The organism is Microlunatus sp. YIM B11417 (assembly GCF_059617205.1).
Genome location: NZ_JCAMPJ010000005.1, coordinates 38,359 through 54,328, shown reverse-complemented (window position 1 = coordinate 54,328; position 15,970 = coordinate 38,359). Strand labels below are relative to the sequence as shown.

The 15,970-nt window shown below is 68.7% G+C and carries 15 protein-coding genes; 12 read left to right on the top strand and 3 right to left on the bottom strand.

Annotated elements, in window-relative coordinates; genetic code table 11:
• Positions 1 to 126 precede the first annotated feature (126 nt).
• Complete coding sequence (locus AC6CCG_RS22730) at positions 127 to 2,703, top strand: glycoside hydrolase family 2 protein (protein ID WP_496656971.1); 2,577 nt, start codon at positions 127 to 129, stop codon at positions 2,701 to 2,703.
• A gap of 161 nt (positions 2,704 to 2,864) precedes the next feature.
• Entirely contained in the window at positions 2,865 to 3,272 is a 408-nt protein-coding gene (locus tag AC6CCG_RS22725; protein ID WP_496656970.1) for a hypothetical protein, read from the top strand.
• Between the two features lie 55 nt (positions 3,273 to 3,327).
• Here AC6CCG_RS22725 and AC6CCG_RS22720 read toward each other — a convergent pair whose 3' ends face one another.
• A complete protein-coding gene (locus tag AC6CCG_RS22720) occupies positions 3,328 to 4,437 on the bottom strand; it encodes a Gfo/Idh/MocA family protein (protein ID WP_496656969.1) in 1,110 nt (369 codons plus the stop codon).
• 2 nt (positions 4,438 to 4,439) lie between these two features.
• Entirely contained in the window at positions 4,440 to 5,186 is a 747-nt protein-coding gene (locus AC6CCG_RS22715; RefSeq protein ID WP_496656968.1) for a sugar phosphate isomerase/epimerase family protein, read from the bottom strand.
• 244 nt (positions 5,187 to 5,430) lie between these two features.
• Here AC6CCG_RS22715 and AC6CCG_RS22710 point away from each other — a divergent pair, with 244 nt between their 5' ends.
• The 4 genes from AC6CCG_RS22710 to AC6CCG_RS22695 all read left to right on the top strand — a co-directional run bounded on the left by AC6CCG_RS22710 (position 5,431) and on the right by AC6CCG_RS22695 (position 8,725).
• Complete coding sequence (locus AC6CCG_RS22710) at positions 5,431 to 6,444, top strand: LacI family DNA-binding transcriptional regulator (RefSeq protein WP_496656967.1); 1,014 nt, start codon at positions 5,431 to 5,433, stop codon at positions 6,442 to 6,444.
• A 54-nt stretch (positions 6,445 to 6,498) separates the two neighbouring features.
• Entirely contained in the window at positions 6,499 to 7,164 is a 666-nt protein-coding gene (locus AC6CCG_RS22705) for a sugar phosphate nucleotidyltransferase (protein ID WP_496656966.1), read from the top strand.
• Between the two features lie 318 nt (positions 7,165 to 7,482).
• Positions 7,483 to 7,953, top strand: coding sequence for an RNA polymerase sigma factor (locus tag AC6CCG_RS22700; RefSeq protein WP_496656965.1), 471 nt, complete (start codon positions 7,483 to 7,485; stop codon positions 7,951 to 7,953).
• On the top strand, positions 7,946 to 8,725 hold the full coding sequence (locus AC6CCG_RS22695) for a hypothetical protein (RefSeq protein ID WP_496656964.1): 780 nt from the start codon (positions 7,946 to 7,948) through the stop codon (positions 8,723 to 8,725). Before AC6CCG_RS22700 ends, AC6CCG_RS22695 begins: the two co-directional genes overlap by 8 nt.
• On the opposite strand, the gene AC6CCG_RS22690 is transcribed toward AC6CCG_RS22695, so the two are convergent.
• The gene (locus AC6CCG_RS22690) at positions 8,680 to 9,282 is read right to left on the bottom strand and encodes a dihydrofolate reductase family protein (protein WP_496656963.1); all 603 of its coding nucleotides are present in this window, start codon (positions 9,280 to 9,282) and stop codon (positions 8,680 to 8,682) included. The genes AC6CCG_RS22695 and AC6CCG_RS22690 overlap by 46 nt on opposite strands.
• A 91-nt stretch (positions 9,283 to 9,373) precedes the next feature.
• Here AC6CCG_RS22690 and AC6CCG_RS22685 point away from each other — a divergent pair, with 91 nt between their 5' ends.
• From AC6CCG_RS22685 to AC6CCG_RS22660, 6 genes are all read left to right on the top strand, one after another.
• Positions 9,374 to 10,345, top strand: coding sequence for a sigma-70 family RNA polymerase sigma factor (locus AC6CCG_RS22685; RefSeq protein WP_496656962.1), 972 nt, complete (start codon positions 9,374 to 9,376; stop codon positions 10,343 to 10,345).
• A 92-nt stretch (positions 10,346 to 10,437) separates the two neighbouring features.
• The gene (locus tag AC6CCG_RS22680) at positions 10,438 to 11,682 is read left to right on the top strand and encodes an Nramp family divalent metal transporter (protein WP_496656961.1); all 1,245 of its coding nucleotides are present in this window, start codon (positions 10,438 to 10,440) and stop codon (positions 11,680 to 11,682) included.
• Positions 11,683 to 11,710: 28 nt separating this feature from the next.
• Entirely contained in the window at positions 11,711 to 12,238 is a 528-nt protein-coding gene (pyrE, locus tag AC6CCG_RS22675) for an orotate phosphoribosyltransferase (protein WP_496656960.1), read from the top strand.
• A gap of 145 nt (positions 12,239 to 12,383) precedes the next feature.
• On the top strand, positions 12,384 to 13,361 hold the full coding sequence (locus tag AC6CCG_RS22670) for an ABC transporter permease (RefSeq protein ID WP_496656959.1): 978 nt from the start codon (positions 12,384 to 12,386) through the stop codon (positions 13,359 to 13,361).
• A 10-nt stretch (positions 13,362 to 13,371) separates the two neighbouring features.
• Positions 13,372 to 14,328 (top strand): carbohydrate ABC transporter permease, encoded by a 957-nt coding sequence (locus AC6CCG_RS22665; protein WP_496656958.1) that lies wholly within the window; start codon positions 13,372 to 13,374, stop codon positions 14,326 to 14,328.
• A 37-nt stretch (positions 14,329 to 14,365) separates the two neighbouring features.
• Positions 14,366 to 15,931, top strand: a complete 1,566-nt coding sequence (locus tag AC6CCG_RS22660; protein WP_496656957.1) for an extracellular solute-binding protein — start codon at positions 14,366 to 14,368, stop codon at positions 15,929 to 15,931.
• The last annotated feature ends 39 nt before the right edge of the window (positions 15,932 to 15,970 follow it).

Below are 15,970 nucleotides of genomic sequence, written 5' to 3'. Positions count from 1 at the left end.
CCAGACGGGCCGGCTCGGAGGTCGTCACGCTCGTCGACGCCGGATCGTCCCCAATCTAGCACCCGGCCACCGACCAGTGGGCACCCGTTTTCCGGTCAACCGCCGGGTTCCCGTAGCGTCAGTGGGATGAACGACCCGTTGCTCACATCCTCGGACTCGTCCGACTCCACCGTCGCCCTGACGCGGACCGACCTCGGCTCGGCCGCGGGCGTGGCCTGGACCCTGCGTCCCGCCACCGCGGAGCTGCCGGAACCCTGGTCCGACCTGGTCGGCGCCGCCACTCCGGCGACGGTCCCCGGCGAGGTGTACGCCGACCTGCTGACCGCCGGCCGGATCCCCGACCCGTTCGACGGTGACAACGAGTCGCTGCTGTCCTGGATCGGCCGGACCGACTGGACCTACCGCGCCACCTTCGGGTTCGACCCCTCCGCCGGAGCCCGGCACGACCTGGTCGCCGACGGGCTGGACACGGTCGCGACCATCACGCTGAACGGCACCGAGGTCGGCCGGACCGCCAACCAGCACCGCGGCTATCGGTTCGACATCACCGCTCTGCTGGTGGACGGCGACAACGAGCTGGTGATCGACTTCGAGGGCCCGGCGACGGCGGCCCGCCGACTGGAGGCCGAGCTGGGCGAACCCCGGCCGGCCTCGTATGCCCATCCGTACAACGCGATCCGCAAGGCCGCGAGCACGTACGGCTGGGACTGGGGTCCCGACCTGGCCGGCGTCGGGATCTGGCGGGCGATCGGGATCGAGACCTGGAACGGGGCCCGGATCGCCGCGGTCCGTCCGCTGGCCGCCCCCGGTCCCGACGGCGGCGGCGTGCTCACCGCCCACGTCGACCTCGCATGGGCGGCCGGGGCGACCGAGCCGGCCACGATCGGCGTCGAGATCGGCGGCCACCGGGCCGAGCAGGACGTCACGCCCGGCACCACCTCCGCGGTGATCACGGTCGCGGTGCCGGAAGCCGAACTCTGGTGGCCGGTCGGGTACGGGGAGCAGCCGCTCTATCCGGTCACCGTCACGCTCGGGTCGGCGGACACCTGGCGGGGCCGGGTCGGCTTCCGTACGGTCGAGATCAGCACGGCGCCGGACCGGGCCGGCAGCGAGTTCGTGATCTTGGTCAACGGGCGGCGGATGTTCGTCAAGGGCGCCAACTGGATCCCCGACGACGCCTTGATCACCCGGACCAGCCGGGAGACGTACCTGAATTCGATCATGGACGCCAAGGACGCGGGGATGAACCTGCTCCGGGTCTGGGGCGGCGGGTTCTACGAGAGCGAGGACTTCTACGACCTCTGCGACGAGCTCGGCATCCTGGTCTGGCAGGACTTCCTGTTCGCCTGCGCCGCGTACGCCGAGGAGGAGCCGCTCCGGAGCGAGGTCGAGGCGGAGGCCCGGGAGGCCATCACCCGGCTCAGCCGGCACGCCAGTCTGGCCATCTGGAACGGCAACAACGAGAACCTCTGGGGCTACGTCGACTGGGGCTGGAAGGCCAAGCTCGGCGACCTCACCTGGGGCGACGGCTACTACTCCGACCTGCTGCCGTCGCTGGTCGCGGAACTGGACCCGCGCACGCCGTACACGGCAGGCAGCCCGTCCTCCCCGCCGAAGTACCACTACCCGAACGACTACCGGCACGGCACCATGCACATCTGGGACGTCTGGAACCGGGTCGACTACAGCCACTACCGGGACTACCCGGCCCGTTTCGTTGCGGAGTTCGGATTCCAGGGTCCGCCGGCCTGGTCGACGCTGACGTCGGTGGTCCATGATCAGCCGCTGGACCCGTTCGGGCCGCAGATGCTGGTGCACCAGAAGGCCGGCGACGGCAACCTCAAGTTGCAGCTCGGCCTCGGTGATCATCTTCCGATGTGGAGCACCGAGCCGTTCCACGCCGACGACTGGCACTGGACCACCCAGCTCAACCAGGCCCGCGCGGTCGCGTACGGCATCGCCCACTTCCGCAGCCTGCACCCGCTGAACAGCGGCACCGTGGTCTGGCAGCTCAACGATCAGTGGCCGGTGATCTCCTGGGCCGCGGTGGACTCGACCGGCATCCGCAAGCCGCTCTGGTACGCCCTCCAGGCGGTCTACGCCGACCGTCTGATCACCGTCCAGCCGCGGCCGGCGAGCAACGGGCCGTTCGACCTGCAGCCGATCCAGGGGCAGGCGCCGGCCGTGATCATCCACAACGACAGCGACGAGCCGTGGTCCGGCACGTTGTCGATCACCCGCCGCAGCACCGGCCTCGGCAGCGAGACCCTGGCCGAACAGGAGGTGCCGTTCCAGGCGGCGCCGCGGTCGACGGTCACGATCGAGCCGGCGCCGGAGTTGATCACGCCGGAGGACCCGACGGTCGAGTTCCTCGCCCTGGCGGCGGACGGCGCGGCGGACGCGTACTGGTACTTCGTCGAGGACACCAGCCTGCGGGTGCACCAGCAGGCCGACGCGGCGACCGTGACGGTGGTCGGCGACGGCGACGTCCAGCGGGTCACCGTACGGGCGGAGGCGTTGATCAAGGACCTGGCGATCTTCCCGGACCGGCTCGACCCGGCCGCCCGGGTGGACAGCGGTCTGATCACGCTCACCGCCGGGCAGTCGCACACGTTCGTCGTCACGGCCCCGGCGCCGCTGGACGAGGCTGCGCTGACCACCCGGCCGGTGCTGCGCTCGGTGAACGACCTGATCACCGGCTGATCGGGTCGCCCGCGATCACCAGGTCGCCGGTGCGGGAGGTTGCGCCGGCGGAGTGACCCGTGCCAGTCTCAGGACCACGGGGCTCCGCAACACGCAGTCGCGGGCCGCTGAGGGCTACGGGTCGCCCTCGGGGGTCCTCGGCGCCCGACCTGGAGGTCTAGATGAGTGACGTACAGGACATGGAGGCAGCGGCCGAGACGCCCGAGGAGAAACGGGCGACGGGCTTCGGCAAGGCGGCGCTGACCGTCGCGATCATCGAGGTCGTCTTGTTCGTGGTGTCGATCGCGCTCCTGGTCGCCAATCTCGGCGTCCTGGTGAACGCGGTCAATCAGCTGATCCAGAACGGCACCACCGAGGCCGGCCAGGCCGTCGCCGTGGCCGGGATCATCGCCGTGATCATGCTCGTCGCGTTCGCCGTGGCGGTTGTGCTGATCGGCGCCGCGATCACCTTGTCGGTCCAGGCGATCGGCACCGGGAAGGGCCGCAAGCGTGGCATCCTCGCCCTGCTGCTCGCGATCTCGCCGCTGGTGCTGCCCGCGGTGTTGATCACTGTCGGCGTGATCAACTGAACGCGAACGTGCCCTGAGCCTGTCGCAGGCCGACAGACTCAGGGCACGATCTTGATCAGAGCGTCTTCGCCTTCGGGTCCCAGTCCTCCGGCAACAGATCGGCCGGCGCGACCGTGCTCTCGACCTGGACGAACTGGCCCTGCTCGCCGGACTCGGCCATCGAGGTCATGATGTCGAGCACGTGGTAGGCCAGCGCACCCTGAGCCCGGTGCGGCCGGTCCTCCCGGATCGCCCGGGCCATGTCCAGGGCGCCGGTGCCGCGGCTGGACTTCTCGGTCGTGGTCCCGATGACCTCCCAGTCGTCGGAGCCCGTCTTTCTGATCTTGATCTCACCCTGGAAGGTGTTCGGGTCCGGGACCAGCAGCGTGGCCTCGGTCCCGGTGATCTCCAGCAGCGTCCGCGGCTGCGGCGAGTCGAAGCTGAAGATCGAGGTCAGCGACTGGCCGCTGGCGAACCGGACCAGGCCTGCGGTCTGGCTCGGCACCGTGACGTCGAACTCCTCGCCCGCCTTCGGCCCGGACCCGATCACGCGCTTGGCCTTCGCCTTGGACCCGATCGCGGCGACCGACTCGGCCGCGCCGAACGCCTGCACGACCGCGGTCAGGTAGTACGGGCCGATGTCGAACAGCGGGCCCGCGCCGTCCTGGAACAGGAACGCCGGGTTGGGATGCCAGGACTCCGGACCGGGGCTCTGGAACAAGATCAACGCGGTCAGCGGCTCGCCGATCACGCCGTCCTGCAGCGCCTTGAAGGTGGCCTGCAGCCCGGAACCGAGGAAGGTGTCCGGCGCGCAGCCGACCCGTACCCCCTTCTCCTCGGCCGCCTGCAGCAGCTGCTGACCGCTGGCCCGGTCCAGGGTCAGCGGCTTCTCGTTCCAGACGTGCTTGCCGGCCGCCACGGCCGCCAGCGCCACCTCGGCGTGAGCCGCCGGGATGGTCAGGTTGACCACGATCTCGACGTCGGGGTGGTTCAGCACCACCGACGGGTCGCCGGCCACGGCGATGCCCTTCTCCTCCGCCTTGGCCTTGGCCACCTCGGGGTAGAGGTCGCCGACCGCGAGCACCTCGACGTCGGGGAAGCTCTTCAGGTTGTCCAGGTAGGTGTTGCTGATGACGCCGGTGCCGATGATGCCGACGCCGACCGGTCCGGTGCGCTTCTCCGTCATGATCAGGCCTCCTTGCCGGCGCTCAGGTACGCGAAGCTGGTGCCGACGGCCTCGATCAGGTCCTGCTCGCTGTCGTCGAGCTCCACCACGCGCAGCGCGTTCGGCGCGGCGTCGACGTACTCCCAGATCGGGATCGAGCCGGTGCCCAGCGGGACCTGCTTCTTGTTGTCCCGGGTCCCGTCGCCGTCCTTGATGTGCAGCGCGACGACCTTCTCGCCGAGCCGCTGCAGCAGCGCCGGCACGTCGGCACCGCCGACCTTGGCCCAGTAGGTGTCCACCTCGAGCACGACACCGTCGGCCAGGTTGTCGGCCAGCACCTCGAGCGCGTGCTTGCCGTCGATGATCGACTCGAGCTCGAACCAGTGGTTGTGGTAGCCGACGGTCAGCCCGTGCGCGGCGGCCTTCTCGGCGGCGGCGTTCAGGTCGGCGGCGATCTGCTTCACGTCCTCGGCGGACTCCCAGCGGGCCGGGTCGACATGCGGGTCGATGACCAGGGAGACGCCGAGTTCCTTGGCGACGCCGAAGATCTCCTCCTGATCACCCTTGAGCAGCCCGACGTGGGTCGACGGTGCCGTCAGGTTGTGCTTGCTCAGGCCGGTCCGCAGTGCGTCGGCGTAGTCGGTCAGGCCGAACGGCTCGACCTGGGTGTAACCGAAGCCGGCGATCTTCGCCAGCGTGCCGTCGAAGTCCTCGGCCAGCGCGTTGCGCACGGTGTACAGCTGCACCGATAGGCCGGTCGGATGAGACATGGAGGCTCCCTCGTAACTTGGTAGCGGTTGGCGTCAGCGATGGTGGATGACTGGTCCGGAGGACGGCGTCGCGCGGTGCCCGCTCGGGTGTGGGGCTGGTGGTGATCCGGCTCGGCCGAGTGGCGCGCACGGGTGGATGGCGCCGTTGCATCCCATCATGTGTCCCGACTCTACCGAACCGGTTCAGTTCATGCAGTAGCGTCTCCCTTCACGGACACGAGCCCGCTCGACACAAGGAGGTGTGGTGGCTCGCATCACGATCAACGAGATCGCCCGCCGCTGCGGTGTGTCGAAGGGCGCCGTCTCGTACGCACTCAACGGCCGGCCCGGCGTCTCCGAGGAGACCCGGGAACGGATCCTCAAGGTGGCCCGGGAACTCGGCTGGGCGCCGAACTGGACCGCGCGAATGCTGTCCGGGTCGCGGACCGAGGCGTTCGGTTTGGTGCTGACCCGCAATCCGCGGGTGCTCGGCAGCGAGCCGTTCTTCATGGAGTTGATCTCCGGCATCGAGAGCGTGCTCTCCGAGCGGTCGTACGCGCTGCTGCTGCAGGTCACCGCCGACCTGGACGCCGAACTCGACACGTACCGGAAGTGGAACTCCGAGCGCCGGGTCGACGGCGTGATCCTGGTCGACCTGCGCGTCGACGATCCGCGGATCCCACTACTGCACCGGCTCGACCTGCCCGTCCTCTGCATCGGCGACCCCGGCCTGGCCGCCGGTTTCCCGGCCGTCTGGACCGACGACGCGACCGCAATGGTGAACGCCGTCGACTACCTGGTCGGGTTGGGTCATCGGAGGATCGGCCGGGTCTCCGGCACGGCCGACCACGGTCAGGTCGGCATCCGCGGCGCGGCGTTCCGGGCCGCCACCGAACGGGCCGGCGTCGAGGCCGTGATCGCCGCCTCCGACTTCTCCGCCGAGGCCGGCCGTACCGCGACCCGCGAGTTGATCACCGCCGACGACCCGCCGACCGCGATCCTGTTCGACAACGACATCATGGCCGTCGCCGGCCTCTCCACCTGCCTCGAGCTCGGCGTCGCCGTACCCGACGAGGTCTCCCTGCTCGCCTGGGACGACTCCTCCCTCTGCCAGATCACCCACCCGTCGCTGTCCGCGATGAGCCACGACGTGATGGCCTACGGCGCCCACGCCGCCCGCCGCATGTTCGAGGTCCTGGAGGGCAACAGCACCGGCGCCTACCTCGACTCCACCCCCACCCTCACCGAACGCGACAGCACCAAACCTCCCCCTCCCTGAAAACCCGCCGACCGGTCACAAAAGCAGCGGTTTGGGCGGCGTGTCGCTGCGGAAGTGACCGGTCGACGTGAGCCGAGGTTCGCCGCCGAAGACCCCAGATGGGGGTTCGGGCGCGGTGCGGGACTTCAGCTTCAGGGCGTCGGGTTGTCGACAAACCCACGCCGTCCGGTACGCGGAACGTGCGGTTGTCGACAAACCCACGCCTGCGCAGTCCCAGCCCGGCTGGCAGCCGACTTCGTCGGCGAGCGGTCCTGCTTCTACCTCTCCGGCGACGACCTGTTGACCCCGCCGGGCGGCGGAGGCGACGCCGTTGATCTTGCCGACCTTCGCACTGCGGCGACCGATTGCCTCGCCGCCATGCAGGTGACGACGGTGCCGGCCGAGCACGCGCACCGGTACGGCATCGTCGAGCTTCGTGATCATGGCATGAGCCGGCGGCTGGTCTCCTTGATCGAGAAGTCGAGCACCGCCCACGGGACCTATGCCAACATCAGCCGCTACTACCTGACATCGGCCGCCTTCCGGGTGGTCCGCGCCCAGCAGGCCAACCCCGAAACCGGCGAGGCGATGATCACCGATGCTCTTCTCGAACTCATGAAGTCAGGCTCCATCGGTGTATCGGTCGCTCGCGGCCGATACTTCGACTGCGGTTCGCTCGACGGGTGGCACCGCGCCAACGTGGCGATGATGCAGGCCAGGCTGCGTCGCCAAAGCTCTTGAACTCGGTTGGTCCATCGTTGAGATTGCCCGGAGCGACTCACCTGCAGTGAAATCGCGACACGGCCACCCGGATCAAGGGAGGAGCGAGCCGGACCGCCTCCCTGCCTCCTTCCCAGGCCCTCCCCCCGGTACTCGCCGACCGGTCACTTCTGCAGCGACACGCCGCCAGAACCGCTGCTTTGGTGACCGGTCGGCGGGCGTGGAGGTGGAACCTGGTGCGAGCCGGCGGTGTAGTGGGGGTACGGAAGGGAGGCGGGGATCGGCGACGGAGTCGGGCACGGCGGTCCGGGTGGTGAGCGCGCGGCGTTCGCCGACCTGGTGCGGCTGCATGCGCCCGTCGCGAAGCGGGCGGCGGTGTTGTGGGGTGCCGGGGCGGAGGCCGACGACGTGGTGCAGGAGGCGTTCGTGAAGGCGTTCCGGGCGATGCCGCGGTTCCGGGCCGGGCAGGAGTTCCGGCCCTGGCTGCTGCGGATCGTGATCAATGAGACGCGGAACCTGCATCGCGGCCGGAGCCGCCGGGAGCAGCGGGAGCAGCGTTGGTGGGACGACCGGACGGTCACCTCGCCGGACACCGAGGCGGTGGTGCTCACCGCGGTCTCGGCCGAGACGCTGGCCGGCGCGGTGGACCGACTGCCCGAGCCGCTGCGCGCGGTCGTGGTCTGCCGCTATCTGCTGGAGCTGTCCGAGGCGGAGACGGCGGCCAGTCTGCGGGTGCCCCGCGGCACCGTGAAGTCGCGGTTGTCCCGCGCGCTGGCCCGGCTGCGGACGGAGGTGAACGACGATGAATGATCAAGAACTCGAGACCGCACTGCGCGAACTCGGCCACGGGGTACGGATCGAGCCGGTCCCCGACGACCTCGCCGAGCGGGTGCTGGCTCGGGTCCCGGACCGCAAGCAACACCCGGCACGGCGGTTCCTGCGCCGGCTGGTGATCGATGTCAAGGCCCGGCGCCGACTGGTCGCGATGATCATCGCCGCCCTGATCGCGGGGCTGCTGCTGGCCGGCCCGGTCCGCGCGGCGGTGATCGAATGGCTGCGGGTCGGCGGCATCGTCTTCCAGTCCGCTCCGGCGCCCTCCCCCAGCGCCGCCGGAACGCCCGGCCGGACCGGTGGGCCGACCATGATCGAGGTGCCTGACGTCGACGCCGCCAGGACCATGATCGACTTCCCGATCGGTCTGCCGGACGTGCTCGGCTCCCCGAGCCGGGTCCGGGTGGCGGAGGACCGCCGAGTGGTCGAACTCGAGTTCGAGACCGACCGGGGCACCGTCCTGTTGTCCGAGTTCGACGGCAGCATGATCGTCTTCGTGAAACGGAACTGGGACCGGCTCACCCAGCTCCGGGTGCACGGCCGGCTCGCCGTCTGGCTGCCCGACCCGCACACGATCTCCTACGTGGACCCGGCCGGCGTCGAGCACACCGACGAGGCCCGCCGGTCCGGCCCGTCGCTCGCCTTCGAGTCCACGCCCGACGGGACCGGCCGGACGGTCACCGCACGACTCGAAGGCGACCTCGATCAGGAACGCGCCGTCGCGATCGCCGAATCGGTCAGGTTCGGCTGATCCACGGTCTCGTACCGGAGCAGGGCGACGACTCCGTGCGCAGCCGCCGACACCAGCCGCAACTCGCGCCGCGGCGCCCGGTCGAACAGGCGACGGCCGGCACCCGCGACGGCCGGGAAGATCAACACCCGGTACTCGTCGACGAGGTCATGATCGGCCAACGTCCGAGCCAGGCCGAGGCTGCCGATCACGATCACGTCCTGCCGCTCCCGCAGCGCCCGCACCGCCGCGATCACGTCGCCGCTGATCAACTCCGAGTTCGACCATGCCCCGACGTCGGTCAGGGTGCGTGACGCCACGTACTTCCGGGCCCGATTCATCCGCGCGGCGTACGGATCCGTCCGGCTCGGCCAACGGCCGCTGAACAGCTGCCAGGTGGCCCGGCCGAACAGCAGGACCCCGGTCTCGAGCTTGTCGCCGAGCCGGAACTTGTCGTCGGCGACCGCCTCCCGCCCGTACCGGAACGCCCAGCCGCCGAAGGGCGTGCCGTCCGAGCCGTCCGGGTCCTCGACGACGCCGTCGACGGTGCTGAACTCGATGACGATGACGCGGTTCATGATGATCTTCTCCTCGGTTGTCGATGACACAGCGGTACGTACTCGCCGATCACTCCGGACTCATCGCGGTCGGCGGGACTAATCTGCGTGCGTGACCGGAGGGCAGCTCGAGACGGAGTTCGAGGAGCGGGTCGCCCCGCACCGGCGCGAGCTGATCATGCACTGCTACCGGATGCTGGGCTCGTTCAGCGACGCGGAGGACCTGGTCCAGGAGACGCTGCTGCGGGCCTGGCGGGCCCGGGACCGCTACGACGAGCGGCGCGCGTCCTGGCGCACCTGGCTCTACCGGATCGCCACCAACGCCTGCCTGACCGCGCTGTCCGGCCGCGCCCGCCGGCCGCTGCCGTCCGGTCTCGGTCCGGCGGCCACCGACCCCGACCACCCGCTGGTGCCGGACTTCGAGGTGCCCTGGCTGCAGCCGCTGCCCGACCGCGCGCGGAAGCCCGAGGACCCGGCCGAGCAGGTCGCCGAACGGTCCGGGGTGCGGCTGGCCTTCGTCGCGGCCCTGCAGCGGCTGCCGGCCCGGCAGCGGGCGGTGTTGATCTTGCGGGAGGTGCTGGAATTCAGTGCCGCCGAGGTCGCCGAGCAGCTCGACAGCACGACCGCCGCGGTGAACAGCGCCCTGCAGCGCGCCCGGGCCGCCCTGGTGTCGACCGGCCGGGACCCGGAGCCGGACGAGCCGGACGACCCGGCGGTGCGCCGCACGGTCGACCGCTACGTGCGAGCGTTCGAGGCGGCCGACGTCACCGCCCTGGTCGCCCTGCTGACCGAGGACGCGGTGCTGGAGATGCCGCCGGTCCCGCTCTGGTACGCGGGCGCGACCGCCTACGGCGCCTTCATGGAACGGGTCTTCCGGACCCGCGGCACGGACTGGCGGACCCGGGTCACCACGGCGAACGGCCAGCCGGCCCTGGTCGCCTACCGAGCCGACGAGGACGGGGTGTTCCGGCTGCACACCCTGCAGGTGCTGACCGTCGTCGACGGCGCGGTCGCGCGCAACGTCGTGTTCCAGGATCCGGCGGTGTTCGCCGCGTTCGCCCTCGCTCCGGTGTTCCAGGACTGAGCCGGTCCCCTGCCGCACTCACCGTTGATCAGTTACCGTATGCCGTAGTTCAAAGTTTGGCATGCCGAACTTTCAGATCAGGGAGGGCACTGATGCTGCGGTCAACCACGACGGGGCGGGTCGGTCGGATGCGGGCGGGACTGGTCCTGCTCGGACCGGCGTTCGTCGCCGCGATCGCGTACGTCGACCCGGGCAACGTCGCCACCAACATCACCGCCGGGGCGAGCTACGGCTACCTCCTGGTCTGGGTCGTCGTCGCGGCGAACCTGATGGCCGGCCTGGTGCAGTTCCTGTCCGCGAAGCTCGGCCTGGCCACCGGCCGGTCGCTGCCCGAGGTGCTCGGCGACCGGCTGCCCCGGAAGGCCCGGCTGGCGTACTGGGTGCAGGCCGAGCTGGTCGCGATGGCGACCGACCTGGCCGAGGTGCTCGGCGGCGCGATCGCCCTGAACCTGCTGTTCGATCTGCCGTTGCTGCTGGGCGGCGTGATCACCGGCATCGTCTCGATCGGTCTGCTGGCGATCCAGAGCCGGCGCGGCCAACGCCCGTTCGAGCGGGTGATCACCGGCCTGCTCGCGGTGATCACGATCGGCTTCTTCGCCGGGCTCTTCGTCGCACCGCCGTCGCCGAGCGAGGCGGTCGGCGGGCTGCTGCCGCGGTTCAGCGACACCGAGAGCGTGCTGTTGGCGGCGGGCATGCTCGGCGCCACCGTGATGCCGCACGCCATCTACCTGCACTCCGCACTGGCCCGCGACCGGCACGGCCTGCAGCCGGTCGACGGCGAGGGACGGCGGGTCATCTCGACCACTCGGTACGACGTCGGCGGCGCGATGCTGCTCGCCGGTGCGGTCAACCTGGCCATGCTGCTGCTGGCGGCGTCGGCCCTGCAGGACACCCCCACGGACGGCTCCATCGAGGCGGCCCACGCGGCCGTCGGCGCGAATCTCGGACCGGTGATCGCCCTGCTCTTCGCGCTCGGGTTGCTCGCCTCCGGCCTCGCCTCGACCGCGGTCGGCTGCTACGCCGGCGCGGTGATCATGCAGGGCTTGCTGCACCGCCGCATCCCGCTGTTGTTGCGCCGGGTGATCACCCTGATCCCGGCCCTGGTCGTGCTCGCCGCGGGGATCGACCCGACCCGCGCGCTGGTGCTGTCCCAGGTGGTGCTGTCGTTCGGGATCCCGTTCGCACTGATCCCGTTGGTGATCTTGACCGCGCGCCGGGACGTGATGGGTGATCATGTCTCGCACCGCGCGACCACCGCCGTCGCCGGCCTGGTCGCCGCGGCGATCGTCACTCTCAACGTGGTCCTGATCGTGCTCACGCTGACCGGCGCGAGTTGATCAAGCACCGGTACGTGACACTGGCGTCATGGATCGCGACGCTTTGGCCAGGGAGATCGACGCCGCCTGCCGACTGCAGGGCAGCTTCACGGTGCGGTCGGGACAGGTCGTCCCGGAGTACTTCGACAAGTACCGGTTCGAGTCCCGGCCGGACCTGCTCCGCCGGGTCGCCGAGGCGATGGTGCCACTGCTGCCGGCGGAGACCGAGCTGCTCGGCGGCCTCGAGCTGGGCGGGGTGCCGATCGCCACGATGGTCAGTTCGCTGACCGGCCTGTCCGCGGTGTTCGTCCGCAAGGCGCCGAAGACGTACGGAACTCGCCGGCTGATCGAAGGTGCCGAGGTGCGCGACCGCCGGGTCACGCTGATCGAGGACGTGATCACCACCGGCGGGGCCGTCCGTGACGGTGCGGCCGGCCTGCGGGAGCTCGGCGCGACCGTGGCCACGGTGGTCTGCGCGATCGACCGGACCGGCTCGGCCGGAACGGCGCTGGCCGACGCCGGCATCGCCATCCGCTCGGTCCTCACCAAGGCGGACCTGGACGCTGCGCGTTCGTGACCTGATCGCAAGCTTCGGGTTCCGATCAGACTATTGACAACCCTTAGTAAAAGGGCGTGTCATTGATCAACGCAGTCGCGGCCCTTGAGCCTCTCGGTGAGGTGGCCGCGACGTTGATACCGCAGACACAGTGAGGTGATTGCGTATGGCAGTGCTGCCAGCCCAGCGAGAGCCTGATCTGACCACCGGATCGGGGAGCACCACCGGTTCGAAGTCCTTCTGGCGCGGCCTGCGCCACAGCAAGATGCTGCTGCTGATGTGCCTGCCCGCGATCGCGTTCTTCGCGGTGTTCGCCTACGCGCCGATGCCCGGCGCGTGGATCGCGTTCACGAACTTCAACTACCGGGACGGCATCTTCGGCAGCCCGTTCGTGGGGTTGCGGAACTTCGAGTTCCTGATCAAGTCCGGCCAGCTCTGGCTGCTGACCAGGAACACGATCTTGTACAACCTGGCGTTCATCATCATCGGCAACGTCCTGCAGATCGCGTTGGCGATCATGCTCAACGAGATCCGCTCGCGGTACTTCAAGAAGGTCAGCCAGGCGCTGATGTTCCTGCCGTACTTCGTGTCGGTGGTGCTGATCGGCGTGATCGCGTTCAACCTGCTGAACTACGAGACCGGGACGGTCAACACCTTGATCGTCCAGGCCGGCGGCGATCCGCTCAAGCTCTACAGCATGGCCGGGGTGTGGCCGTTCATCATCATCATGGCGCACGTCTGGCAGAGCACCGGCTACGGCTCGATCGTCTATTTCGCGGCGATCATGGGCCTGGACCAGTCGATGTTCGAGGCGGCCGCGATCGACGGCGCGTCGGCCTGGCAGCGGATCGTCCACATCATCCTGCCCAGCCTCAAGCCGACCTTCTTCATCCTGCTGCTGTTCTCGCTCGGCGGGATCATGCACGGCAACTTCGGCCTGTTCTGGAACCTGGTCGGCAACAACGCCCAGCTCTATGCGTCGACGGACATCATCGAGACCGCCGTCTACCGAATGCTGCTGACCCAGAACAACTTCACGTCGTCGACGGCGGTCGGCCTCTACCAGTCCATCTTCGGCTTCGTCCTGATCCTGGTCGTCAACTGGATCATGCGCCGGATCAACCCCGACTACGCGCTCTTCTGAGGTGGCCGAGATGACGACGCTTCAATCCTCGACCAAGCAACTGCCGTCGCAACGGACGGAGCGGCCGGCGAAGCCGCGGAAGGTCAAGCTGGACAGCAGCGAGGCGCTGCTCCGCACGGTGTCCTACGTCGCGGTCTCGCTGTTCGCCCTGATCTGCGTGCTGCCGTTCATCCTGATCGTCTCCGCCTCCTTCTCGGAGGAATCCAAGATCGTCGAGAACGGTTTCAGCCTGCTGCCGCAGGGGTTCTCGACGGCGGCGTACGACTTGATCTTCAGCGCACCGCGGCAGATCATCGGCTCCTACGCGGTGACGATCATCATGACCGTGGCCGGGGTCGCGCTCGGGCTGGCGATCACCTCGATGACCGGCTATGCCCTGCAGCGCAAGGACTTCCCGCTCCGCAACTACATCTCGTTCTTCATCTACTTCACCACGCTGTTCTCGGCCGGCCTGGCGCCGACCTACCTGTGGATCGCCCGGACCCTCGGCCTGCGCGGCAACTACCTCGCGGTGTTCCTGCAGCTGCTGCTGTCGCCCTGGTTGATCATCCTGATGAAGAACTTCGCTCGCTCGGTGCCGTACGAGGTGATCGAATCCGGCAAGATCGACGGCGCCGGCGACTTCCGGATCTTCGCCCAGCTGGTCCTTCCCATGCTCAAGCCGGCGCTGGCGACGATCGGGCTGTTCACGGCACTCGCCTACTGGAACGAGTGGTACCTCTCGTCGCTGTATCTCGGCAGCACCGTGGAATTCCCGCCGCTGCAGTACCACCTCTACAACATCATCAACACCGCCAACGCGTTGCGGAACTCGGTGGCCGGCTCCAATGTGACGATCACCGATCTGCCCAGCAACACCCTCAAGATGGCCAGCGCCGTCGTGGCCACCGGCCCGATCATCCTGGTCTATCCGTTCGTCCAGAAGTACTTCGTCAGCGGCATCACCGTCGGTGCCGTCAAGGGCTGATCTCCCGCTCCTTGCTCATCGAACCGAAAGGAACGCCATGTCCGGCTCCTCTCTCTCCCGCCGTGCCGTGATGGGCATGGCCCTGGCCGCCGGCGCCACCGGCCTGGCCGCCTGCACCTCGCCGTCGAACGACAACTCCGACGGCGGCGCACCCACCAAGATCACCATGCTGGCCCTCGGCGACAAGCCGACCAACGGCCGGCTGGAGAAGATGCTCGCGAAGCTCAACGTCCTGCTCACCGAGAAGGCGAACGCGACGCTCGAACTCTTCTACGTCGAATGGGCCGACTGGCAGACCCAGTACAACGTCCAACTGCTGTCCGGTGACTCCAAGATCGACCTGATCACCACCGCCACCGACTGGCTGTTCGCGTACGAGAACGCCCAGAAGGGCGCCTTCCTCGCCCTCGACGAGGAACTGATGAAGTCCAACGCCCCGAAGACCTGGGACGCCGTGGGTTCCCGCGGCAACTGGGAGGTGTGCAAGGGCGCGGACGGGCAGATCTACTTCATCCCCGAGGACAACTTCACCCAGTGGACCAACCACGGCTTCTTCTACCGCGGCGACTGGGCGAAGGCGGCCGGCATCCCGAACGGGACGATCACCCAGTTCGAGCAGTTCACCCAGTACTTCTCCTGGGTGAAGCAGAACCAGAAGAAGGCCTACCCGTGGGACGTCGCCGGGTCCAACGGCGCGGCGCTCCTCGGCTACCTGCAGGGCCACACCGACGGGCAGACGATCCAGCAGGTCAGTGCCGGCAACTTCTACCCGTTCCAGACCTCCGCGGCCGCCCCGTTCACGGTGGGCTCCTGGTACATGGAGTCGCCTCAACTGATCGAGGCCGCGAACCTCGCGAAGCAGTGGAACGAGATCGGCGTCTGGCGCGAGGACGCGCTCAACTACGACGGCGACACCACGGAGGCGTTGTACGCGGGCCGCTCCGGGGTCGCCCAGCACCATACCCAGACGTTCGTCGGCGGGGTCTGGTACAACCTGTCGAACCGGCAGAAGGGTTCCGATCCCAAGATGTTCTGGTGGGGGCAGGAGAACAAGAACATCTTCCGTGATCTCAAGACGCACGGCGCGATGGCGGTGAGCGCCAACTCCAAGAACCCGGAGAAGGCGCTGCAGGTCTACGAGCTGATCCGCAACGACGAGGAGTGCTACAAGCTGCTGAACTTCGGCATCGAGGGCTCCGACTACGTGATCAAGGACGGCAAGCTCGGCTACCCCGAGGGTTACGACCCCACCAAGGACGGCCTGGGCGCCAACTTCTGGGGCGGCCGGATGGACGAGTTCGAGCCGCCGCGGCTGACCGACCACCCGGACAAGGAGGCGATCTTCACCCAGCTCGAGGGGATGTCGAAGGACTACCCGTACTCGACGCTGTTGATCAACAAGGACATGATCGACTCCGGTCTGGCGGCGATGGGCTCGGTGCTGTCGAACTACCTTCCGCAACTCCAGTACGGCAAGGCCAAGGATCCGCAAGCCATGATCGACCAGATGCGAAAGGAGCTGGCGACCGCCGGGTACGAGGACGTCAAGCAGTCCATCCAGCAGGACATGGACAAGTGGGCCACCGACAAAGGGCTGAAGTAGCCGATCGGCTCGAACGTCGTCAGAAGCGGGAGCGGACCA